At 54.0% G+C, this 22,147-nt stretch carries 20 protein-coding genes; 6 read left to right on the top strand and 14 right to left on the bottom strand.

What is annotated here, in order from left to right; translation table 11 throughout:
* Positions 1-53 precede the first annotated feature (53 nt).
* Positions 54-326, bottom strand: coding sequence for a Ni(II)/Co(II)-binding transcriptional repressor RcnR (gene rcnR, locus BM427_RS19520; protein WP_090124526.1), 273 nt, complete (start codon positions 324-326; stop codon positions 54-56).
* A gap of 142 nt (positions 327-468) precedes the next feature.
* Between rcnR and BM427_RS19515 the strand changes: the two genes are divergently transcribed.
* Positions 469-1,365 (top strand): nickel/cobalt efflux protein RcnA, encoded by an 897-nt coding sequence (locus tag BM427_RS19515; protein ID WP_090124523.1) that lies wholly within the window; start codon positions 469-471, stop codon positions 1,363-1,365.
* A 70-nt stretch (positions 1,366-1,435) separates the two neighbouring features.
* Here the strand turns inward: BM427_RS19515 and glyA are convergent, their stop codons facing one another.
* Positions 1,436-2,689 carry a serine hydroxymethyltransferase gene (gene glyA, locus BM427_RS19510; protein ID WP_090124520.1) on the bottom strand — a complete coding sequence of 418 codons (1,254 nt, stop codon included), beginning with the start codon at positions 2,687-2,689 and terminating at the stop codon, positions 1,436-1,438.
* A 313-nt stretch (positions 2,690-3,002) separates the two neighbouring features.
* Between glyA and hmpA the strand changes: the two genes are divergently transcribed.
* Positions 3,003-4,187: an NO-inducible flavohemoprotein gene (gene hmpA, locus BM427_RS19505; RefSeq protein WP_090124517.1), complete on the top strand. Its 1,185-nt coding sequence runs from the start codon at positions 3,003-3,005 to the stop codon at positions 4,185-4,187.
* 37 nt (positions 4,188-4,224) lie between these two features.
* Here the strand turns inward: hmpA and glnB are convergent, their stop codons facing one another.
* The 5 genes from glnB to purL all read right to left on the bottom strand — a co-directional run bounded on the left by glnB (position 4,225) and on the right by purL (position 12,563).
* Positions 4,225-4,563, bottom strand: coding sequence for a nitrogen regulatory protein P-II (gene glnB, locus BM427_RS19500; RefSeq protein ID WP_002438074.1), 339 nt, complete (start codon positions 4,561-4,563; stop codon positions 4,225-4,227).
* Positions 4,564-4,637: 74 nt separating this feature from the next.
* Complete coding sequence (gene glrR / locus BM427_RS19495) at positions 4,638-5,975, bottom strand: two-component system response regulator GlrR (RefSeq protein ID WP_090124514.1); 1,338 nt, start codon at positions 5,973-5,975, stop codon at positions 4,638-4,640.
* The gene (gene qseG, locus BM427_RS19490; protein ID WP_090124511.1) at positions 5,972-6,709 is read right to left on the bottom strand and encodes a two-component system QseEF-associated lipoprotein QseG; all 738 of its coding nucleotides are present in this window, start codon (positions 6,707-6,709) and stop codon (positions 5,972-5,974) included. Before qseG ends, glrR begins: the two co-directional genes overlap by 4 nt.
* Positions 6,709-8,142: a two component system sensor histidine kinase QseE/GlrK gene (qseE, locus tag BM427_RS19485; RefSeq protein ID WP_167518566.1), complete on the bottom strand. Its 1,434-nt coding sequence runs from the start codon at positions 8,140-8,142 to the stop codon at positions 6,709-6,711. Before qseE ends, qseG begins: the two co-directional genes overlap by 1 nt.
* Before the next feature lie 533 nt (positions 8,143-8,675).
* Positions 8,676-12,563 carry a phosphoribosylformylglycinamidine synthase gene (gene purL / locus BM427_RS19480; protein ID WP_090124508.1) on the bottom strand — a complete coding sequence of 1,296 codons (3,888 nt, stop codon included), beginning with the start codon at positions 12,561-12,563 and terminating at the stop codon, positions 8,676-8,678.
* Positions 12,564-12,831: 268 nt separating this feature from the next.
* Between purL and mltF the strand changes: the two genes are divergently transcribed.
* Positions 12,832-14,391, top strand: a complete 1,560-nt coding sequence (mltF, locus tag BM427_RS19470) for a membrane-bound lytic murein transglycosylase MltF (protein WP_090124505.1) — start codon at positions 12,832-12,834, stop codon at positions 14,389-14,391.
* A 42-nt stretch (positions 14,392-14,433) separates the two neighbouring features.
* Here mltF and tadA read toward each other — a convergent pair whose 3' ends face one another.
* Both tadA and yfhb read right to left on the bottom strand, forming a co-directional pair.
* The gene (gene tadA / locus BM427_RS19465; protein ID WP_090124502.1) at positions 14,434-14,949 is read right to left on the bottom strand and encodes a tRNA adenosine(34) deaminase TadA; all 516 of its coding nucleotides are present in this window, start codon (positions 14,947-14,949) and stop codon (positions 14,434-14,436) included.
* A 58-nt stretch (positions 14,950-15,007) separates the two neighbouring features.
* Positions 15,008-15,643: a phosphatidylglycerophosphatase C gene (yfhb, locus tag BM427_RS19460; protein ID WP_090124499.1), complete on the bottom strand. Its 636-nt coding sequence runs from the start codon at positions 15,641-15,643 to the stop codon at positions 15,008-15,010.
* Between the two features lie 180 nt (positions 15,644-15,823).
* Between yfhb and BM427_RS19455 the strand changes: the two genes are divergently transcribed.
* The 3 genes from BM427_RS19455 to BM427_RS19445 all read left to right on the top strand — a co-directional run bounded on the left by BM427_RS19455 (position 15,824) and on the right by BM427_RS19445 (position 18,373).
* The gene (locus BM427_RS19455) at positions 15,824-17,056 is read left to right on the top strand and encodes an MFS transporter (RefSeq protein WP_090124496.1); all 1,233 of its coding nucleotides are present in this window, start codon (positions 15,824-15,826) and stop codon (positions 17,054-17,056) included.
* Between the two features lie 151 nt (positions 17,057-17,207).
* Positions 17,208-18,056, top strand: a complete 849-nt coding sequence (locus tag BM427_RS19450; protein WP_090124493.1) for a MurR/RpiR family transcriptional regulator — start codon at positions 17,208-17,210, stop codon at positions 18,054-18,056.
* Between the two features lie 56 nt (positions 18,057-18,112).
* Positions 18,113-18,373: a YfhL family 4Fe-4S dicluster ferredoxin gene (locus BM427_RS19445; protein WP_090124490.1), complete on the top strand. Its 261-nt coding sequence runs from the start codon at positions 18,113-18,115 to the stop codon at positions 18,371-18,373.
* Here BM427_RS19445 and acpS read toward each other — a convergent pair.
* The 5 genes from acpS to rnc all read right to left on the bottom strand — a co-directional run bounded on the left by acpS (position 18,370) and on the right by rnc (position 21,965).
* Positions 18,370-18,750, bottom strand: a complete 381-nt coding sequence (gene acpS / locus BM427_RS19440; RefSeq protein WP_090124487.1) for a holo-ACP synthase — start codon at positions 18,748-18,750, stop codon at positions 18,370-18,372. The genes BM427_RS19445 and acpS overlap by 4 nt on opposite strands.
* On the bottom strand, positions 18,750-19,481 hold the full coding sequence (gene pdxJ, locus BM427_RS19435) for a pyridoxine 5'-phosphate synthase (RefSeq protein ID WP_090124484.1): 732 nt from the start codon (positions 19,479-19,481) through the stop codon (positions 18,750-18,752). The genes acpS and pdxJ overlap by 1 nt, the downstream gene beginning before the upstream one ends.
* Before the next feature lie 65 nt (positions 19,482-19,546).
* Positions 19,547-20,254: a DNA repair protein RecO gene (gene recO / locus BM427_RS19430; RefSeq protein ID WP_090124481.1), complete on the bottom strand. Its 708-nt coding sequence runs from the start codon at positions 20,252-20,254 to the stop codon at positions 19,547-19,549.
* Positions 20,255-20,376: 122 nt separating this feature from the next.
* Complete coding sequence (gene era / locus BM427_RS19425; RefSeq protein WP_090124477.1) at positions 20,377-21,288, bottom strand: GTPase Era; 912 nt, start codon at positions 21,286-21,288, stop codon at positions 20,377-20,379.
* Positions 21,285-21,965, bottom strand: a complete 681-nt coding sequence (gene rnc, locus BM427_RS19420; protein ID WP_090124474.1) for a ribonuclease III — start codon at positions 21,963-21,965, stop codon at positions 21,285-21,287. The genes era and rnc overlap by 4 nt, the downstream gene beginning before the upstream one ends.
* Between the last annotated feature and the right edge of the window lie 182 nt (positions 21,966-22,147).

Genomic DNA, 22,147 nt, shown 5'->3' with positions numbered 1-22,147 from the left:
TGGCAAGGCTTGCAAGTAACAATCAGGTAACACGCGCGTGCTGGCGCAAGTTATTAACGGATATAGGAATCAAGTACGCTGAGCACGACCTCAAGATCGGCCTCACGCTTGATTTCATCGTTTTCATGGACAATATGATCCGTTAAATGCCCTTTGATCACTTCGCGCATCAAGCCGTTCACTGCGCCTCGAATGGCGGCGATTTGCTGTAAGACCTGCGAGCATTCATGGGGTTCGTCGAGCATTTTTTTCAACGCCGCTACCTGCCCTTCAATTTTGCTGGCCCGCGCTTTCAGCTTTCGTTTATCCCGGATGGTATGCGACATACAGTCCTCTACTCATTCATGCGTAACGGGTATCAGCATACCATGCATCAACTGGGGGGGAGTTTATTTCTACTGGGAGGTAGTATTTTTTACTGGGGGGGAGTAGATTAAAGCGCACAAAATGTTATCGAGAATTATTCTCATGAACGACTTTATCCCTCTTTTTCAGCAAGGGAATGCCTGGTTTTTTATCCCCAGCGCGATACTGCTTGGCGCATTGCATGGCCTTGAACCTGGCCATTCAAAGACAATGATGGCGGCCTTTATCATTGCTATCAAAGGCACCGTAAAACAGGCGGTGATGCTGGGGTTGGCAGCCACGCTGTCACATACAGCTGTCGTCTGGCTGATTGCGCTGGGTGGCATGTATCTCAGCGGAAAATTCACGGCACAATCTGTGGAACCCTGGCTGCAAATGGTCTCAGCCGTTATCATCATCGGTACCGCGGCATGGATGTTTTTACGCACCTGGCAGGGTGAGCACGCCTGGAAAAAGGGTCATCACCACGGTCATGATCATCACCATCATCATTCTCATGATCATGACCACGATCACGACCATACGCATCACAGCCGCGGGTTGCTCTTTCAGCCTGTACAAGCAGTCAGTCACGCTCAACCCACCATACTGTCGGTGCGTAAGGTGGTGAAAGAAGAGGAGTATCAGGATGCGCACGAACGAGCGCATGCCAGAGATATTGAGCGTCGCTTTAACGGGACGGAAGTGACCAATGGGCAGATCCTGCTGTTTGGTCTGACCGGTGGGCTGATCCCCTGCCCGGCAGCGATCACCATTCTGTTGATCTGTATTCAGCTCAAAGCGCTGACGCTGGGCGCCACGCTGGTCGTCTGTTTCAGCATCGGCCTTGCTCTGACGCTAGTCGCGGTCGGCGTCGGCGCAGCCTTTAGCGTACAGCAGGCGGCAAAACGCTGGTCCGGCTTCAATACAATCGCCCGTAAAGCGCCTTACTTCTCTAGCGCGCTGATTGCGCTGGTCGGAATGTATATGGGTATCCACGGTTATGCCAGCTTGCAATAAAGCGCATTTGCCAATCGACAGGCGTAAAAAAGGCCGCTCAATGCGGCCTTTTTGCTTTCAGATTTAATGCTTACGCGTAAACCGGGAAGCGCGAGCAGATATCCAGCACTTTCTGTTTGGTGCGTTCAATAACCGCTTCGTCATTGATGCTGTCCAGCACGTCACACATCCAGCCAGCCAGCTCTTTTACTTCAGCTTCTTTGAAGCCGCGACGAGTGACCGCCGGGCTGCCAATACGGATACCAGAAGTAACGAACGGGCTCTTCGGATCGTTCGGCACGCTGTTTTTGTTAACGGTGATGTTCGCGCGGCCCAGAGCTGCATCGGCTTCTTTACCGGTCAGGTTTTTGTCCACCAGATCCAGCAGGAACAGATGGTTTTCAGTACCGCCAGAAACCACTTTGTAGCCACGGTTCAGGAACACTTCCACCATCGCTTTGGCATTTTTGGCAACCTGCTGCTGGTAAACTTTAAACTCTGGTTCCATCGCTTCTTTTAGTGCCACCGCTTTTGCCGCAATAACGTGCATCAGCGGGCCACCCTGCGCGCTTGGGAAAACAGCGGAGTTCAGCTTTTTGTACAGCTCTTCGTCACCGCCTTTCGCCAGAATCAGGCCACCGCGCGGACCAGCCAGGGTTTTGTGGGTGGTGGTGGTCACAACGTGCGCATGCGGAACCGGGTTCGGGTAAACACCTGCGGCGATCAGACCCGCAACGTGCGCCATGTCAACGAACAGGTAAGCACCGATACTGTCGGCGATTTCACGCATTTTTGCCCAGTCAACGATACCGGAGTAAGCAGAGAAACCACCGATAATCATCTTCGGTTTGTGCTCTTTTGCCTGCTTCGCCATGTCTTCGTAGTCAATTTTACCGGACTCATCAATACCATAAGGGATGATGTTGTACAGTTTGCCAGAGAAGTTAACCGGGGAGCCGTGAGTCAGGTGACCGCCCTGCGCCAGGTTCATCCCCAGAACGGTATCGCCCGGTTGCAGCAGCGCAGTGTAGACCGCGAAGTTCGCCTGCGAGCCGGAGTGCGGCTGCACGTTGGCGTAATCGGCGCCAAACAGCGCTTTTGCGCGATCGATAGCCAACTGCTCAACGATATCCACGTATTCGCAACCGCCGTAGTAGCGTTTACCTGGATAGCCTTCAGCATATTTGTTCGTCAGCTGAGAACCTTGAGCCTGCATCACACGCGGGCTGGTGTAGTTTTCGGAGGCGATCAGTTCAATGTGCTCTTCCTGACGTACTTTCTCTTGCTCCATAGCCTGCCATAATTCGGCATCATAATCGGCAATGTTCATTTCACGTTTTAACATCCGCATCTCCTGACTCAGCTAACAAAACAACTCTTTTCGAAGGCCCAATTTGGGGAACGGCTCACAGTATAACTGATTAATAACCCGATAACAGGTCTTGACAAAGGTTTTTACGCAAACGTTTGGCTCCGCACCAGACAAGGGTTTGAGCGATAACCCCATGCAGCGAGAAAACGGATTTCTTTTCAGGTTTGTGATGCAAGTTATTCACGTTCAAAACCCTTTACATTGTCGGCGCTTTACAAGTTTGTGTGCCGCGCTATAAGATGCATTTAAAATACAACTTTAAAAGTTAACCAAAAAGGAAGCATTTATGCTCGACGCTCAAACCATCGCAACGGTAAAAGCCACCCTTCCCCTGCTAGCCGCGACCGGCTCCAAACTGACCGCCCATTTTTATGACCGTATGTTTACGCATAATCCGGAGTTGAAAGAGATCTTCAACATGAGTAACCAGCGCAATGGCGATCAGCGTGAAGCACTGTTCAATGCCATTGCCGCTTATGCCAGCAATATTGATAATCTCGCCGCTCTGCTGCCTGCTGTGGAAAAAATTGCCCAGAAACACACCAGTTTCCAGATCCAGCCGGAGCAGTACAACATTGTCGGCGCGCATCTGTTGGCAACACTCGATGAGATGTTCGATCCTGGCGAGGAAGTACTGGATGCCTGGGGAAAAGCCTATGGTGTGCTGGCGGGCGTATTTATCAATCGCGAAACGCAAATCTACAGCGAGCACGCAGAAAAAAACGGCGGCTGGCAAGGCACTCGCGCTTTCCGTCTGCGTGAGAAAATCCCGCAGAGCGCATTGATAACCAGTTTTGAATTTGAACCTGTCGATGACCTGCCAGTGGCAGATTATCTGCCGGGGCAATACCTCGGCATCTGGCTGAAGCCGGAAGGTTTTGCCCACCAGGAGATTCGTCAGTACTCGCTGACCCGCCAGCCAAATGGCAAAACTTATCGCATTGCCGTGAAACGCGAAGCGGGAGGTCAGGTTTCCGAATGGTTGCATGACGAAGCCAAACCGGGCGATATCGTCCATCTGGCAGCGCCTGCCGGAGATTTCTTTATGGCTATTCCGGCCACGACGCCAGTAACACTGATTTCTGCTGGTGTCGGCCAGACGCCGATGCTGGCGATGCTGGATCAATTGGCCAAAACGCATCATCCCTCGCAGGTTAACTGGTTCCACGCAGCACTTGATGGTCAGGTCCATGCTTTTGCTGACGAAGTCAGCCAGCTTGGCGCTTCACTCAAGGACTTCTACCAGCATATCTGGTATCAGCAGCCACAGGCGGCCGATCGCGGTCGTTTTCACAGTGAAGGGTTAATGGATTTAACCGAACAGGAAGGGAAATTCAGCGACCCGGCGATGGAATTTTATCTGTGCGGCCCGGTCGGATTTATGCAGTTTTCCGCCCAACAACTTGTGGCATTCGGCATTGTCAAAGAGAGGATTCACTACGAATGCTTTGGCCCGCATAAAGTACTGTAAGTCAGTTTCCCTCACCCTGCGGGGTGAGGGAGAAACATCAAATCGCGGCGTCGTCTTCTTCGCCCGTACGGATGCGCACTACGCGCGCGACATCAAAGACAAAGATTTTACCGTCACCGATTTTGCCGGTCTGCGCCGTGCGGATAATGGTATCCACACAGGTATCAACGATATCGTCAGTCACCACGATTTCAATTTTCACTTTTGGCAGAAAATCCACCATATACTCGGCACCGCGATAAAGCTCAGTGTGGCCTTTCTGACGACCAAAACCTTTCACTTCGGTCACCGTCATTCCGGTGATGCCGACTTCCGCCAGCGCTTCGCGCACATCATCCAGTTTGAAAGGTTTAATAATCGCATCAATTTTTTTCATCGTTTTTCCTTACACGCTCTTACCAGCCTGCTGCATCGTAATCGGTTGTTCACAGTAGCATAATCATTTCGCCATTACTCTTTAAAGTCGTTGGCGTCCAGCTCATGCCGGGAGAGCAATTTGTAGAACTCGGTGCGGTTGCGCCCCGCCATACGGGCAGCATGTGTCACATTACCTTTGGTGATTTGCAGCAGCTTGCGCAGGTAGTTGAGTTCAAATTGATTGCGCGCTTCAACAAAGGTCGGCAGCGCCGTGTTTTCACCCTCCAGCGCCTGCTCAACCAGCGCGTCGCTGATCACCGGCGATGAGGTTAGTGCCACACATTGCTCAATCACGTTCACCAACTGGCGCACATTACCAGGCCAGGACGCAGTCATTAAGCGCTTCATCGCATCGGTAGAAAAGGCACGCACAAAGGGTTTATGACGATCCGCGGCCTGGCGTAGCAGTTGATTAGCCAGCAGAGGAATATCTTCCGCACGCTCGGCCAGCGCCGGCAGCTTGAGGCTCACCACATTCAGGCGATAGTAAAGATCCTCGCGGAATTCGCCGCGCGCCATCGCTTTCGGCAAATCACGGTGTGTCGCTGAAATAATGCGTACATTAATATCAATATCGCGGTTGCTGCCGAGCGGACGCACTTTACGCTCCTGTAACACACGTAACAGCTTGACCTGCAGCGGGATCGGCATATCGCCAATCTCATCAAGAAACAGCGTCCCGCCCTCTGCGGCCTGGAACAGGCCTTCACGGCTGCTAACCGCGCCGGTAAACGCGCCGCGGGCGTGACCAAATAGCTCCGACTCCAGCAACTGCTCCGGCAGCGCACCACAGTTAATGGCGATAAATGCGCTTTTACTGCGCGGGCTGGCATTGTGGATCGCCTGTGCAAGAACCTCTTTCCCGGTTCCGCTCTGGCCATTAATCAACACGCTCACATCCGATTGCGCCACCATGTGCGCCTGCTCAAGCAGACGCAGCATCAGCGGGCTGCGGGTTACAATAGTTTCGTGCCATTGATCGTCGCTGGCGGAGCCACTATGTTCCAGCGCATCATCGATGGCTTTATACAGCGCATCTTTATCCACCGGTTTGGTCAGGAAACTGAAAACACCCTGCTGGGTAGCGGCCACGGCATCAGGGATCGAACCGTGCGCCGTCAGAATAATCACCGGCATTCCCGGCTGCACGCGTTGGATCTCAGCAAAAAGCTGCATGCCATCCATCTCATCCATGCGCAAATCGCTGATCACCAGATCGATCTTTTCCCTGGAGAGAATGCGCAACCCTTCCTGTCCGCTTTCTGCGGTGACAACGCTGTAGCCTTCGCTGGTGAGGCGCAACCCCAGCAGTTTCAGCAATCCAGGATCGTCATCCACTAACAACAAGTGGGCAGGTTTACGGCTGGTCATGGTTTCACATCCTCCTGAGTCGCATCCGTTTTCGGCGTGTGAATATTATCGGGCAGATCGGTAGAGGCAGGTTTGCTGCGTGTGGAGAGGCGACGCTCAATATCGGTAAGAGTTTCTAGTTTGCGCGTGGTCGTTTCCAGTTGTTCGCGCAGGAACTGCTGCTGCTGACGCAGACTGTCCAGCTCGCTGTCGGTGGATTGTTGAAGTTTACCGTAGCGACTACGCTCATCGGCGAGCTGTAATTTCGAGGCTTCACCGTCGCGCCAGAGCTGAAAGATCGGACGAACTTGCGCCGGGATAACCGGGCTTAAGGCGTCCAGCTTGTCGTTATATTCCCGACGTTCCAGCGGCGAAATCTTTGCGCTGGAGAGCAAAATACCGCGTCGGAAAGTGGACTGCCAGCTTTCATCAGACCATGAACGCGCTTCTGCACGCGCTGCCGCTGGTGCTAAACGCCGGGCACAATCCATGCTGCGCAGCCAGTAGAGTGGGTTATTGTCAACGTCCGGTCCCGATAAGGTCCAGATATCCTCACAATCCGTTGCCAGAAAATCAGCCAGCTGATGATCAGGCAGTCTCACTTCCTGGTCATCATGAATGGCGCTTTGCGGCTTCTGCGTCACGCAGCCCGCCAGTAACAGGCAGGGAAGCGCACGAAGCCATACATTTTGCTGTGTAACCACGTTAACCACGCGGGTAAAGAGATGCAACATACTCACCAGATATAGATTCATTAAATAGATTTTTCCGGCGTATTAAGCGGTAACTCAATACGGAAACAGACATCGGCTTTGCCGTCCGCCACCAGTTGCAGCTCACCCTGCATACGGCGGAGGCAATCTCTGGCGATACTTAACCCTAATCCGCTTCCTTTCACCGCCCCTTTCCTTTGGTGGCTTCCCTGAAAGAAAGGTTCAAAAATCATCTCTCGTTCGCTTTCAGGGATCGGCGTACCAGTATTTGCCACTTCAATACAAAGCCGGTTATCGGCTGTAAAACTGTGCAGATAAATGGTACCGGATTCAGCACCATAGTGCACCGCGTTGGAGTAAAGATTATCCAGCACGCTCATCAACAGCATGGGTTCGGCCTGGCAGCTTGCCGCATCCAGCGCGATCTCGGTATGCATCATTTTAGCTCGTGCCGGTAAACTGTGAGCGGAGATCACCATATCAATCAACGGTTCCAGCGCCACCTGTTCCAGTTCGACCGCGCCATCCGCCAGTTTGCGGTTGTAATCGAGCAGTTGTTCAATCAGCTTTTGCAGATTGCGGCTGCTGGCATCAAGGATCTCCACTACCTCTTTCTGCTCCACCGTCAGCGGCCCAACCACTTCATCAGCAAGCAGTTCCGTCCCTTCGCGCATACTGGCGAGCGGCGTTTTGAGTTCATGGGAAAGATGGCGTAAAAATTGATGACGTTGGGATTCCAGCCAGGCCAGCCTTTCACTGAGCCAGATAATCCGTTCGCCGACATAACGCAGTTCACGCGGCCCTTTAAACACGACAGAGTGGCCCAGAGATCGCCCTTCTCCCAGCCGGTTGATCATCCGTTCGATTCCCTTCACCGGGCCGATAATCATACGGGTAAATAACAGCATCAAACCCAGACTTACCAGGAATAGTACCAGCGCCTGCCAGCCGAAAAACTGTCCACGTTCGGCGATCTCCTGTTGCAATTGCTGCCCGCGTGAGAACACCACTGCGCGGGTCGATTGCACCATATCAGTATTAGCGGCGGCAAAGGCTTCAAGCTGAGCGGAAGCCGCTGCTGATGGACCGCTGTTTTTACACTGCAACTGGGAAAGATCGCTGAGATCCTGGCGTAACGCCTGGTAGAGTTTGTCATCTGGCAGCACGCCCGCATGCGCATCAAGCATTTCGCTGTAGCGTTTACGCTGGTTCTGGTAAACCCGCGCCAGCGTCGCGTCATCCAGCACGCAATACTGTCGATAGCTGCGCTCCATTTCGAGCGCAGCATTGGTCATCGCTTCACTACGACGTGCGTCAATCAGCGTGGTGCGGTTGGTTTGCAGCGCCTGTGCGCTGAGCGCGTTCAGGCTTTGCCACGCCTGCCAGGCCAAAACCAGCAGCGGTAATAAAATCAGCAGGAACGCCATCATGACCAGTTGGCGCAGCGAGCGGGGAAAAACAGGCAAGCGTTTCAATACAGTACTCTCACCAAAAAAGATACCGGAATGCTAACTGATTTAGTAAATGACAGAAACAACAAAGCCGGGCATTAACCCGGCTCTGTTTAAAAATTAGGCGGTGCCTAACTCGACGTTTCGCCCGATATCTGATAAAGCTATGCAATGATCAGCAGTTGGACGGCAGGCACCTTTAAGTGCGTCATTCTGAGTTTATGTAGCGCGTCCCGAAGGGGCTGACATAAGAAGGTGAATGAGCCACTGACTGTTATTATGCATGTATTATGCCAATGTATAAATCATTATTTTAATATATTGATTAGTAATGTATTTTTACCTCTAAGCGACAAAACAAAAATGTTTATCATTTCACCAATCTGTCGCTAATCAGCAACACCCATTAACCACCAAAAATAACTCATTAATAATCAATAAATTAAATGTCTCTTTTGGGAGACAGTAAGGAATATCTGTTGTCGGGAAATGCTGACAGTAAGCAGGCAAAAAAAAGCCCCCTTCACGAAGGAAGAGGGCTTGTCTGCAACAGTCGGTTAACCCAGCTGTTTACGGGCGTTGCGGAAGATGCGCATCCACGGGCTGTCTTCTCCCCAGTTTTCCGGGTGCCAGGAGTTAGAGACCGTACGGAACACACGCTCCGGGTGCGGCATCATGATGGTCACGCGGCCGCTTTCGCTGGTTAACGCCGTAATACCGTTCGGCGAGCCGTTCGGGTTAGCCGGGTAGGTTTCCGTCACTTTGCCGAAGTTATCGACATAGCGCAACGCCACCAGCCCTTTGCTCTCAAGCTGAGCAAGATGCCCCGCGTCACGCACTTCGACACGGCCTTCACCGTGAGAAACGGCGATCGGCATCTGCGAACCGACCATGCCATTCAGCAGTAGCGACGGGCTTTGCGTGACTTCAACCAGGCTGAAACGCGCTTCAAAGCGATCGGAGTAGTTACGCACAAAACGCGGCCACAGTTCGCTACCCGGGATCAGCTCACGCAGGTTAGACATCATCTGGCAACCGTTACATACACCCAGCGCCAGCGTCTGCGGACGATGGAAGAAGGTTTCAAACGCATCGCGTACGCGGTCATTGAACAAAATCGACTTCGCCCAACCTTCGCCCGCGCCCAATACGTCACCGTAAGAGAAGCCACCACAAGCAACCAGCGCATGGAAGTTTTCCAGGCCACTTCGCCCCGCCAGCAGATCGCTCATATGTACGTCGATGGCATCAAACCCGGCACGGTGGAAAGCTGCCGCCATTTCCACATGAGAGTTAACGCCCTGCTCGCGTAGCACCGCCACTTTCGGGCGCGCGCCAGTGGCAATAAACGGCGCCGCAATATCGTCGTTGATGTCAAACGACAGTTTCACGTTCAGACCCGGATCGGCATCATTCGCTTTCGCGTCATGTTCCTGATCCGCACATTCAGGGTTGTCGCGCAGACGCTGCATCTGCCAGGTGGTTTCTGCCCACCACATACGCAGCGTGGTGCGACTTTCGCTGAACACCGGCTGGCCGTCCGCTTCGATAACAAAGCGGTCACCCGAAACGGCACGGCCGAGATAATGAACATTATCGCCCAAACCGTAGGCCGCCAGTACGCTTTCCACAGCCTCACGATCGGCGGCACGTACCTGAATCACCGCGCCCAGCTCTTCGTTAAACAGCGCCGCCAGACGATCGCTGCCCAGCGCCGCAACGTTAACATTCACGCCGCAGTGGCCGGTAAAGGCCATTTCAGCCAGCGTGACCAGCAAACCGCCATCGGAACGGTCATGGTAAGCCAGCAGTTTACGATCGGCCACCAGCGCCTGAATGGCATCATAGAAGCCTTTTAATTGCCCGACGTTACGCACATCAGCCGGTTTGTCGCCCAGTTGACGGTAAACCTGCGCCAGCGCCGTCGCACCCAGCGCGTTGTTGCCGTTGCCGAGATCAATCAGCAGCAGGGCGTTATCTTCCGTTGAAAGCTGCGGCGTCACCGTATGGCGCACATCATCCACGCGGGCAAAGGCAGTGATCACCAGCGACAGCGGCGAGGTCATCTCGCGCTGCTCGCTGCCTTCCTGCCAGCGGGTTTTCATCGACATGGAGTCTTTGCCCACCGGAATAGTCAGCCCCAGCGCCGGGCAAAGCTCTTCACCAACAGCTTTTACCGCCGCGTACAGGCCCGCGTCTTCACCTGGGTGACCGGCTGCCGCCATCCAGTTTGCGGAGAGTTTGATACGTTTGATATCACCAATCTGCGTCGCCGCAATATTGGTTAATGCTTCCCCCACCGCCAGGCGAGCGGAAGCGGCAAAGTCCAGCAGCGCAACTGGCGCACGTTCGCCCAGCGCCATTGCTTCGCCGTAGTAGCTGTCAAGGCTGGCGGTCGTGACCGCGCAGTTAGCTACCGGCACCTGCCATGGGCCAACCATCTGATCGCGGGAAACCATGCCGGTTACCGTACGGTCGCCAATGGTGACGAGGAACGTTTTTTCCGCCACGGTCGGCAAATGCAGCACGCGGTTTACCGCATCAGCCACAGAAATGCTTTGCGTATTGAAGATATCGCCAGTCGCCAGACGGGTTTCTACGTCACGCGTCATTTTCGGCGTTTTACCCAGCAGCACATCCAGCGGCATGTCGATTGGCTGGTTGTTAAAGTGTTTGTCATTCAGCGTCAGGTGCTGCGCCTCGGTGGCTTCACCGATTACCGCGTACGGTGCGCGTTCGCGGCGGCAAAGTTCGTCAAACAGCGCCAGTTGCTCGGCAGCAACCGCGAGTACATAACGCTCCTGCGATTCATTACACCAAATTTCCAGCGGACTCATGCCCGGCTCATCGCTGAGGATATCGCGCAGTTCGAAACGACCGCCGCGACCACCATCGCTCACCAGTTCCGGCATGGCGTTCGACAGACCGCCCGCGCCAACATCGTGAATAAAGAGGATCGGGTTAGCATCGCCCAACTGCCAGCAACGGTCGATCACTTCCTGGCAACGACGTTCCATCTCAGGGTTATCACGCTGTACGGAGGCAAAATCAAGATCTGCATCCGACTGACCGGAGGCCATCGAAGACGCCGCGCCACCGCCGAGACCGATATTCATCGCCGGGCCGCCAAGTACGATCAGTTTCGCGCCAACGGTGATCTCGCCTTTCTGTACGTGATCCGCGCGAATATTACCGATCCCGCCCGCCAGCATGATCGGTTTGTGATAGCCACGCAGCTCTTCGCCGTTGTGGCTGTTCACTTTCTCTTCATAGGTACGGAAGTAACCATTTAGCGCCGGACGACCAAATTCGTTATTGAACGCTGCGCCGCCCAATGGGCCGTCGGTCATGATATCCAGCGCGGTAACAATACGATCGGGCTTACCGAAATCTTCTTCCCACGGCTGTTCAAAACCCGGGATACGCAGGTTGGAAACGGAGAAGCCCACCAGCCCGGCTTTCGGTTTCGCACCACGACCGGTAGCCCCTTCATCGCGGATTTCGCCGCCGGAACCGGTCGCCGCACCTGGCCACGGTGAAATCGCCGTCGGGTGGTTATGGGTTTCCACTTTCATCAGGATATGTGTCGGTTCCTGATGGAAATCGTAACGGCCTTCCGCGCGATCTGCGAAGAAGCGCCCCACTTCCGAACCTTCCATGACCGCCGCGTTGTCTTTGTAGGCTGACAAAACGAAGTCCGGCGTTTGCTCGAAGGTGTTTTTAATCATTTTGAACAGCGACTTCGGCTGCTGCTTACCATCAATCACCCAGTCGGCGTTGAAAATCTTGTGGCGGCAGTGCTCGGAGTTCGCCTGCGCAAACATATAGAGTTCTATATCGTTCGGGTTACGCCCCATACGGGTAAACGCATCCTGCAAGTAATCAATTTCGTCTTCCGCCAGCGCCAGGCCAAGACGCAGGTTTGCGTCGATCAGCGCCTGGCGGCCTTCGGCAAGCAGATCAACGCTCTGCACCGGTGCCGGTTGATGGTGTTCAAACAGGCGTGCAGCATCCTCCTGCGAGGTGAACACACTCTCCATCATGCGGTCATGCAGTTCGGCGGCGACCGCATTCCATTGGGTATCGCTCAAACCCGCCGCGTCAACGTAATACGCGACGCCGCGCTCAAGGCGATTGATTTTATTCAGGCCGCAGTTGTGAGCGATATCGGTCGCTTTAGAAGACCAGGGAGAGATGGTGCCAGGACGAGGTGTGACGAGCAGCAATTTTCCGGTCGGCGTATGGCTGCCAAGGCTCGGGCCGTATTTCAGCAGACGCTGGAGCCGTGCGTACTCTTCTTCGGTAAGGCTGTCATTCAGATCGGCAAAGTGAGCATACTCGGCATAAATATTACTGACCGGGAGGTTGGCTGCCTGAAAACGCGCCAGCAGTTTGTTGATACGGAAAGCGGACAATGCAGGCGAACCACGCAGAATTTCCATCATAAGTCTCTCGTCTTCGAAGCGTCAGGGACGCTTTAAGTGTGCACCAGGGGGAAAACGGGCGTCATTATAGAGAATAGTGCGCGGCGACGAAACCGTTTGCGTCGAAATAAACCACGTCTGGTTTTTTAACAATAGCTGTCGCCGACTGCTCTAATTAGTTGCCAACTGGCGTTTTGTTGCGCAAAATGCCGCTCAATCACCGACAAACTCTGGCGTTACCACGGTAAAAAATATTCTGAAGCAAAGCACTGCGCAGAGAATTAACTGATTGAAAAAATTTAAGATTAATTATCTGCTCATCGGCATTGTTACCCTGCTGCTGGCAGCGGCCCTGTGGCCTTCCATTCCCTGGTTCGGTAAAGCCGACAATCGCATCGCGGCGATCAAAGCACGCGGGGAGTTGCGCATCAGTACACTTTCCAGTCCGCTGAGCTATGCCGTCATTGACGGGAAAGCCACCGGACTGGATTACGATCTGGCCCAGCATTTTGCTGATTACCTTGGTGTCAAACTGAAAGTGACCGTACGGCAGAACATCAGCCAGCTTTTCGACGATCTCGATAACAATGACGCCGATATGCTCGCTGCTGGCCTTGTCTATAACAGCGAACGTATCAAAAACTACCAGACTGGCCCCGTCTACTACTCAGTTTCGCAACAACTGGTTTATCGGGTTGGCAGCTATCGCCCACGCTCACTGCAATCGATCACCGCCGATCAGTTAACCATCACCCCTGGCCATGTTGCACTGGATGATCTGCGCGAGCTTAAAGAGAAAAAGTACCCGGACTTAAGCTGGAAAGTGGACGAAAAACTGGGCACGACGGCGCTGCTTGAACAGGTTGTCGAGGGCAAACTGAGTTACACTGTTGCCGATTCAGTGGCAATCAGCCTGTTCCAGCGCGTTCATCCGGAACTGGCCGTCGCGCTGGATATCACCGATGAACAGCCAGTCACCTGGTTTAGCAAACGTGATGACGATAATACGCTGTCAGCGGCAATGCTCGACTTCTTCAATAATATGAATGAAGACGGCACGCTCGCCCGACTGGAGGAGAAATACCTCGGCCACGGCGAAGATTTTGACTATGTGGATACGCGCACTTTCCTGCGCGCAGTAGACAGCGTATTGCCAGATCTTCAGCCGATCTTTGAAAAATATGCCCAGGAGATCGACTGGCGGTTGTTGGCGGCCATTTCTTACCAGGAGTCGCACTGGGATTCGCAGGCTACCTCCCCCACCGGCGTGCGCGGTCTGATGATGTTGACCAAAAATACGGCGCAGAGTCTGGGCTTAAGCGATCGTACCGATGCGGAACAAAGCATCAGCGGCGGGGCACGTTATCTGCTGGATATGATGAGCAAAGTGCCGGATAGTGTGCCGCAGGATGAGAAAATCTGGTTTGCGTTGGCGGCCTACAATATGGGTTACGCGCATATGCTTGATGCCCGGGCACTGACGGCGAAAACCAAAGGCAATCCCGATAGTTGGGCCGATGTCAAACAGCGGCTGCCGCTGCTGAGCCAGAAACCTTATTACAGCAAGCTGACTTACGGTTACGCCCGTGGTCACGAAGCTTATTCTTATGTGGAAAATATTCGTAAGTACGAAATTAGCCTGGTGGGTTATCTGCTGGAAAAAGAGAAGCTAGCCACCAAAACCCTGCAACTGGCGCAGAGTTATCCGGCAGTCTCGACAGATGAACTTAACCGCCCGAATTACGGCGTGGCGCCCTTCAACACGCTGACGCCCAACGCTGACTTCCTGCGTAACCCGTTACTGGTCCCCGAAGCATTGGTAAAAAATCCGCTAAAAGTAAATCGCTAATTTTTTCGGCAACGTGAATTGCTGGACAGCAGCTTCGTCTCGTCAGGCGTGAAGATTTGTCGAGTCTGGTGGCGATTGCTTCAGCGCTTTTTTCTCTATCCGGCGCAGGCGGAAAAAGTCGCTCAGCATAGCCGCACACTCGTCGCGCAACACCCCCTCTTCCATGTCAATCTGGTGATTCATGCCCGGATGATGTAGCACATCCAGCAGCGATCCCGCCGCGCCCGTTTTGGCATCGCGTGCGCCGAACACCAGCCGTCCGATGCGGCTATGCACCATGGCACCGGCGCACATCACGCACGGCTCCAGCGTGACATATAACGTGGTATCGATCAGACGATAATTTTGCAGCACCAGCCCACCCTGGCGTAGCGCCATGATTTCAGCATGGGCCGTCGGATCGTGGCGGCCAATCGGCCGGTTCCAGCCTTCACCGATCACCTGGTCGTGATAAACCAATACCGCGCCCACAGGAACTTCGCCCTCATCCCAGGCTCGCTTTGCCAGCGTCAGCGCATAACGCATCCAGTACTCGTGATTCAGTTCAGGGTTGGACAAAGGGAAGCACTCCAGTGATTCAGGCGGGGCGCATTATACACAGCGCCCCACTCAGGCACTACTCCAGTTGTTGCAGTTCACCGCGCGGCGTAACACGCCAGCGGTGCTGACAGAAATAGAGCAACGGATTATCCTGCTTGCTATCGCTGTAACCACTGTACAGGCGCAGCGGCGTGCCGATTTTACGCTCTAACTGCGCAACCTTTTCATGGCCCAGACAGCGCATTGTTAATACCCAGCCGCCGTTACGCCGTTTGATTTGGCTGGCAATCAGATTCACGCGCGGCAGCCAGGGCGTGTCGAAATAGACCTGTTCCACTAACGATTGCGGCGAACCGGTAATCAGCCAGATATCTGCATCTGCTGCCGCAAGGTAGTTGGTCAGCCTTGTCTGGACGACCGGAAATGCCGTTACATGCCCGCGAAACCAGGCGACAAATTTCTGCTGGAGCACGAGCAAATGGCGCTCGCTGTGCCCAAACGTACATCCCCACAGCAGCAAGCTCATCGGCCAGCGCGCAGCACGTCCTTTGATCAATAACCCGCCGATAATCACTGGCAACAGCGGCAATACCAGTAAGGCATTAAGTGGATGATGGCGCAGCAAATAGCGCAAAAATGTCCCGAACATATCCTGCTGATGCAGTGTGCCATCGAGGTCAAAAAAAACGACGCGGCGCTCAGTGGTAGACAAATGTTATCCCTCAGCCTGGTTTATCCCTGACCGCCAATCTCCGGTTGTGGCGATCACTGTTTCATAGCCTAACAGATAGATCCTCATATTTCCGGTAATAGCCACCCCGGATAATAATCAGATGTTGTTCATTGCCGGATGCTCTACACTGCCAGCATGCAACCATAATCCACTGCCACAATGACGATATCTCCTCCTCGCGCCTTTCACTTTGCTCCGTTTCGCCATCTATTTTTTGCCCGCTTGCTGACCGTGCTCGGCAATGGGATCGCACCGATTGCGTTGGCTTTTGCCGTATTGGATATTGGCGGGTCCGCCGCCGATTTGGGGTTAGTGGTGGCCGCACGTTCGCTGTTTAATGTCGCCTTTTTATTACTTGGTGGTGTGCTGGCAGATCGCTATTCACGCAGCCTGGTACTGGTTGCTTCCTCCGTTGTCGCTGCGCTTTCACAGGGCGCAGTGGCGTGGATGGTGCTTGAAGGTAGCGCGACCGTGATTGGCCTTACCCTGCTTGGTACCATTAATGGCGCGGCGACCGGTATTGCGCTGCCCGCGTCGTCCGCGCTGGTGCCACAAACCGTACCCGCACATAATCTGCGGTCAGCAAATGCGCTGATCCAGTTAGGTATTTACAGCGGAACGGTCATTGGTGCATCTCTGGGCGGGATCCTGACTAGCGCCGTTGGGCCGGGCTGGGGGTTGGCGATTGATGCGTTGGGGTTTGCCGCATCAGCGCCGCTTTACCTCTGCATTCGCGTGGATGCCATTAAAGCGGTGTCGCAGAGCAACATCCTGCAGGATCTGCGCGATGGCTGGAAAGAGTTTGCCAGCCGCACCTGGGTCTGGTCGATCGTTGTGCAGTTCACCATTATCAATGCTGCGTTTAGCGGGGTGGTCATGGTACTTGGCCCGGTGATCGCGGATAGTTCATTCGGCCGCACCGGTTGGGGCATTATCGTTGCCGCGCAGAGCGTTGGCCTGATTGCCGGTTCGTTCCTTGCCCTGCGCTGGCGCCCACGCCGTGATCTGTTTATTGGCGTTATGCTGGTCGCCCTTTGCGCCGTACCGATTTACCTGCTCAGCCAGCTTGCATCAACACTCTGGCTGATGGCCGCTTTTTTCCTGGCTGGCGTCACTTTTGGCCTGTTCGGTGTGGCGTGGGCGCAATCGCTACAAATGCATATTCCACCTGAGAAACTGGCGCGGGTGTATGCCTACGATGCGATGGGCTCGTTTATCGCTATCCCGGTGGGTGAACTGGCCGCCGGTCCGCTGGTATTGCATTACGGCAGTGAGAATGTGTTGCAGGCCTGCGCGCTTGCCGTGATCATCGCCACGATTGGTGCCAGTTTAATGCCGGCGATTCGCCGATTGGATAACTCGTCGCAGGTAGAATCATCCCGTACGCTATGAGCGGCCTGATCCTGGTCAAAAACCGTTCATCGATACTTTGTATCAATAGAATTTTTAATTCATAATAATAATCTATTAATGGAATATTAAATTCTTTCGCCCGCTTAGCCGGGTACAGCTACAGCGGCTGATTATACCTCCCGGAGATGTTATGAACTGTTTGATTCGCATTCGCCAGCGTTACCCTGATCTGGCGCAGAGCGATAAAAAACTGGCGGAATTTCTGTTGGAAAAACCCGATCACGCACGCCACTTAAGCTCCCAACAACTGGCGGCTGAAGCGGGCGTCAGCCAGTCGAGCGTGGTGAAATTCGCGCAGAAGATGGATTTTAAAGGTTTCCCGGCGATGAAGCTGGCGATCAGCGAAGCATTGGCCAGCAATCCGAACCCCTACTCCATTCCGGTGCATAACAAAATTCGCGGCGACGATCCGCTGCGGGTCGTTGGGGAAAAGCTGATCAACGAGTATCAAAGTGCCATGCATGCTTCGCTGGATGTCAACAGCGAAGAGAAGCTGCTGGAAAGCGTATGCCTGCTGCGCAACGCACGCCGCATTATCCTGACGGGGATTGGCGCATCCGGGCTGGTTGCACGCAACTTCGGCTGGAAGCTGATGAAAATCGGCATTAACGCTGTCGTCGAGCAGGATATGCACGCTCTGCTGGCGACCGTACAGGCGATGGAGCCGGGCGAGCTACTACTGCCGGTTTCCTATACCGGCGAACGGCGGGAGATCAATATGGCCGTTGATGAGACGCTGCGCGTGGGCGGTAAAGTTCTGGCAATTACCGGTTTTACGCCTAACACGCTGCAACAGCGCGCGTCGCATTGCCTCTATACCATTGCCGAAGAGCAGGCGACACGCAGCGCGGCGATCTCCTCCACCAGCGCACAAATGATGCTAACAGACTTACTGTTTATGGCACTGGTGCAGCAGGATCTGGAGCATGCGCCGGGGCGTATTCGCCACAGTGAGGAACTGGTAAAAAAACTGGTTTGAACAGGGAATGATCGTATAATGCCCGCCCTGTTCGTGATGTTTCTGAGATTTTCCTGATGGCGCTGTTAATTACCAAAAAATGCATCAATTGCGATATGTGCGAACCGGAATGCCCTAACGAGGCGATTTCGATGGGCGACAGCATTTATGAAATTAACAGCGACCGTTGCACTGAATGCGTCGGACATTATGAAACCCCGACCTGCCAGAAAGTGTGCCCGATCCCCAATACGATCCTCAAAGATCCCGCGCATGTGGAAAACGAAGAACAACTGTGGGACAAGTTTGTCCTGTTGCACCACGCCGATAAAATCTAGTTCTCGATAATTACCGTTGCACAGGCGTAGTGACGTTCATCTGCCAGCGTCACGTGCGTACTGCGCACCCCCATTCTTTCCGCCATACGCTGCGCCTCTTCCCATAAACGCAAGCTCGGCTTGCCCAGCTCGTCATTAAAGACTTCGAACTGATTAAACGCTAACCCGTTGCGGATCCCCGTGCCCAGCGCTTTCGCTGCCGCTTCTTTCACAGCAAAGCGTTTTGCCAGGAAACGAACCGGCTGCTGATGCGCCTGATAGATTTCCCACTCATTTGCGCTCAGCACCCGTCTGGCAAGGCGATCGCCGCTTCGGGCGATCACCGCTTCGATGCGGGCTATCTCGACGATATCCGTACCAATTCCCAGAATCGCCATTAGCCGCGCGCTTCCAGCATCAGACGTTTCATTTCGGCCACCGCTTCTTTCAGACCACTCATTACTGCACGGCCTATTATCGCATGGCCGATATTCAGCTCGTGCATCTCCGGTAGTGCAGCGATCGCTTTCACGTTGTGATATGTCAGGCCGTGGCCGGCATTCACTTTCAGCCCCAGGCTTGCAGCATAGGTTGCCGCTTTGGCAATGCGTTCAAGTTCTTTTGCCTGTTCCGCATCGGTTTTAGCATCGGCATAACAGCCAGTGTGGATCTCAATATAGGGCGCACCAACCTCGGCGGCGGCGCTAATCTGTTGATCATCGGCATCGATAAACAGCGAAACCAGGATGCCCGCTGCCGCCAGGCGCTGGCAGGCATCACGCATTTTCTCGCGCTGACCGGCAACATCCAGCCCACCTTCAGTGGTGACCTCCTGGCGTTTTTCCGGCACAAGGCAGCAAAAGTGCGGTTTAGTTTCACAGGCGATCGCCAGCATCTCTTCGGTGACCGCCATTTCCAGATTCATACGTGTGTGCAGAGTCTGGCGCAAAATGCGCACGTCGCGGTCGGTAATGTGGCGGCGATCCTCACGCAGATGCACGGTGATGCCATCGGCACCCGCCTGCTCGGCAATAAACGCCGCCTGCACCGGATCCGGGTATGCGGTCCCTCGCGCGTTACGCAGGGTGGCAATGTGATCAATATTGACGCCTAACAGTAATTCAGCCATGACAATCCTCGTACTTTTATGGGTTCCGGCGCGGTCTTCGCCCCACCAGGCCTGTAATTTTTTCGCTATCGTTTGGGAACGAACTGCCGGAATAGCTCGCGGCTTTTCAGCGGCTTGCCACCAAGATACGGCTTTAACGCAATACGGGTAAAGCGCTTTGCTGCGCGCAGGGTGTCGGCATCCGGAAACTCCCGCTCCGCCAGTGCACGCAGATGTCGCCCGGTAAACGTGCTGTTATCAAGCACCACGCTGGCGATAAAGCCCTTCTCTTCCCGGTAGCGGTAGGTCATACCATCATCCACCGGTTCGCCGCTGCCCGCGCAGTGGAGAAAATCCACGCCGTAACCGAGATGCCCAAGCAGCGCCAGTTCAAAGCGGCGCAGGACGGGTTCCGGCGTGCCGGTTGCACCAGCCAACGCCTGGATACAGTGCAGATAATCAAAAAAGAGTTCCGAAAAGCGTGTCTCATGCTCCAGCACTCTGGAGATAAGTTCGTTGACGTAGAGACCGCTGTAGAGTGTGATACCGCTCAGCGGCAGCGCCAGAGATACCGCCTCCGCGCTGCGCAGGGTTTTAACTTCACCGCGCCCGCTAAAGCGGACCAACAGAGGGGTAAAAGGCTGTAAAGCGCCTTTCAGACTGGAGCGTTTTGAACGTGCGCCTTTGGCAACAAGGCGCACGCGGCCTGACTCTTCCGTGAAGACGTCCAGCATCAGGCTGGTTTCGCTCCAGGGACGACTATGCAGAACAAATGCGCGCTGCCAGCCTTCCATTATGTTATGCCCGGCGTTCAGATTGCAGATGAACAGGCTGCTTTTGCATAAGCCAGTTGCTGATTTGAAGACTTACGGCATGGCCACCTGCCTGCCACCCGAAATTCATCGAGATGGCACGCTTAGAGATCGTCTACATAACCGAGACTGCGCAAGGCGCGCTCGTCATCGGCCCAGCCGGATTTCACCTTCACCCACAGTTCAAGGTGAACTTTGGCTTCAAACATCTCTTCCATATCTTTACGAGCTTCAATACCGATGGTTTTGATTTTGCTGCCTTTGTTACCAATCACCATCTTCTTCTGCCCTTCGCGCTCAACCAGGATCAACCCGTTGATGTCGTAACCGCCGCGTTCATTGGTGACGAACCGTTCGATCTCCACGGTAACCGAGTAAGGCAATTCGGCACCGAGAAAACGCATCAGTTTTTCACGGATAATCTCAGAAGCCATAAAGCGCTGAGAACGATCGGTCACGTAATCTTCCGGGAAGTGGTGAATCGCTTCCGGCAGATGCTTACGCACGATGCTGGCGATGGTATCGACGTTGGTGCCGGTTTCTGCAGAGAGCGGCACGATATCGAGGAAATTCATCTGGCTTGCCAGGAATTGCAGGTGCGGCAGCAAATCCGCTTTTTCCTGCACATTGTCAACTTTGTTGACCGCGAGGATCACCGGCACTTTACTGTCACGCAGCTTGTTGAGCACCATTTCGTCGTCTGGAGTCCATTTGGTACCTTCGACAACAAAAATCACCAGTTCAACATCACCGATTGAACTGCTGGCCGCTTTGTTCATCAGCCGGTTAATGGCGCGTTTCTCTTCCATATGAAGCCCTGGGGTATCGACGTATATTGCCTGATATTCCCCTTCAGTATGGATGCCAACGATGCGGTGGCGCGTGGTCTGCGCTTTGCGGGAGGTGATCGAAATCTTCTGCCCCAGCAGCTTGTTCAGCAGGGTGGATTTGCCAACATTAGGCCGCCCAACGATGGCGATAAACCCGCAATAGCTTTTTTCAGTTTCAGTGCTCATTCCAACTCCAGTTTTTTCAGCGCCTGTTCGGCGGCAGCTTGTTCCGCCTTGCGACGGCTGGAACCTGTGCCGACCACCGGTTCACTCAGGCCGCTGACCTGGCAGTGGATAGTAAATTCCTGATCGTGCGCTTCGCCACGCACCTGCACCACCAAATAGGAAGGCAGCGGCAGATGGCGACCCTGCAAAAACTCCTGCAGACGCGTTTTCGGATCTTTTTGTTTATCGCCAGGACTGATTTCGTCCAGACGTGTCTGGTACCAGTTCAGGATTAATTGTTCGACAGTCTGGATATTACTATCAAGGAATACCCCGCCAATTAATGCCTCAACGGTGTCCGCCAGAATAGACTCACGGCGAAAACCGCCGCTTTTCAATTCACCCGGCCCTAAACGCAGACATTCGCCCAGTTCAAATTCGCGGGCGATTTCCGCCAGCGTATTTCCGCGTACCAGCGTCGCACGCATACGGCTCATATCACCTTCATCCACACGTGGGAAACGATGATAAAGCGCATTTGCAATCACAAAACTTAAAATAGAGTCGCCGAGAAATTCGAGACGCTCATTATGTTTGCTGCTGGCGCTGCGGTGGGTTAATGCCTGCTGCAACAGATCCTGATGTTGAAAAGTGTAGCCCAGCTTCCGCTGAAGCCGATTAATTACGATGGGGTTCATGCGATACCAATAAATAAATGCGTCAACAATGCAGCACACGAAACCGACCTGAAAACAAACCAACGCGGTTTCGTGTGCCGTGGCTCTTGTGGGAACCAGTCCTAACTTCGGGGGAATATTCTATACGCAACGACCGGGGTTGTCGTTAGTCAGATGGGAATAATCTTGGAAATAATTCGGGG

The organism is Kosakonia arachidis (assembly GCF_900116535.1).
In the GTDB taxonomy this organism is placed as follows: Bacteria; Pseudomonadota; Gammaproteobacteria; order Enterobacterales; family Enterobacteriaceae; genus Kosakonia; species Kosakonia arachidis.
The sequence above is the reverse complement of the archived record's forward strand: the minus strand, read 5'-3'. Positions and strand labels throughout refer to the sequence as shown.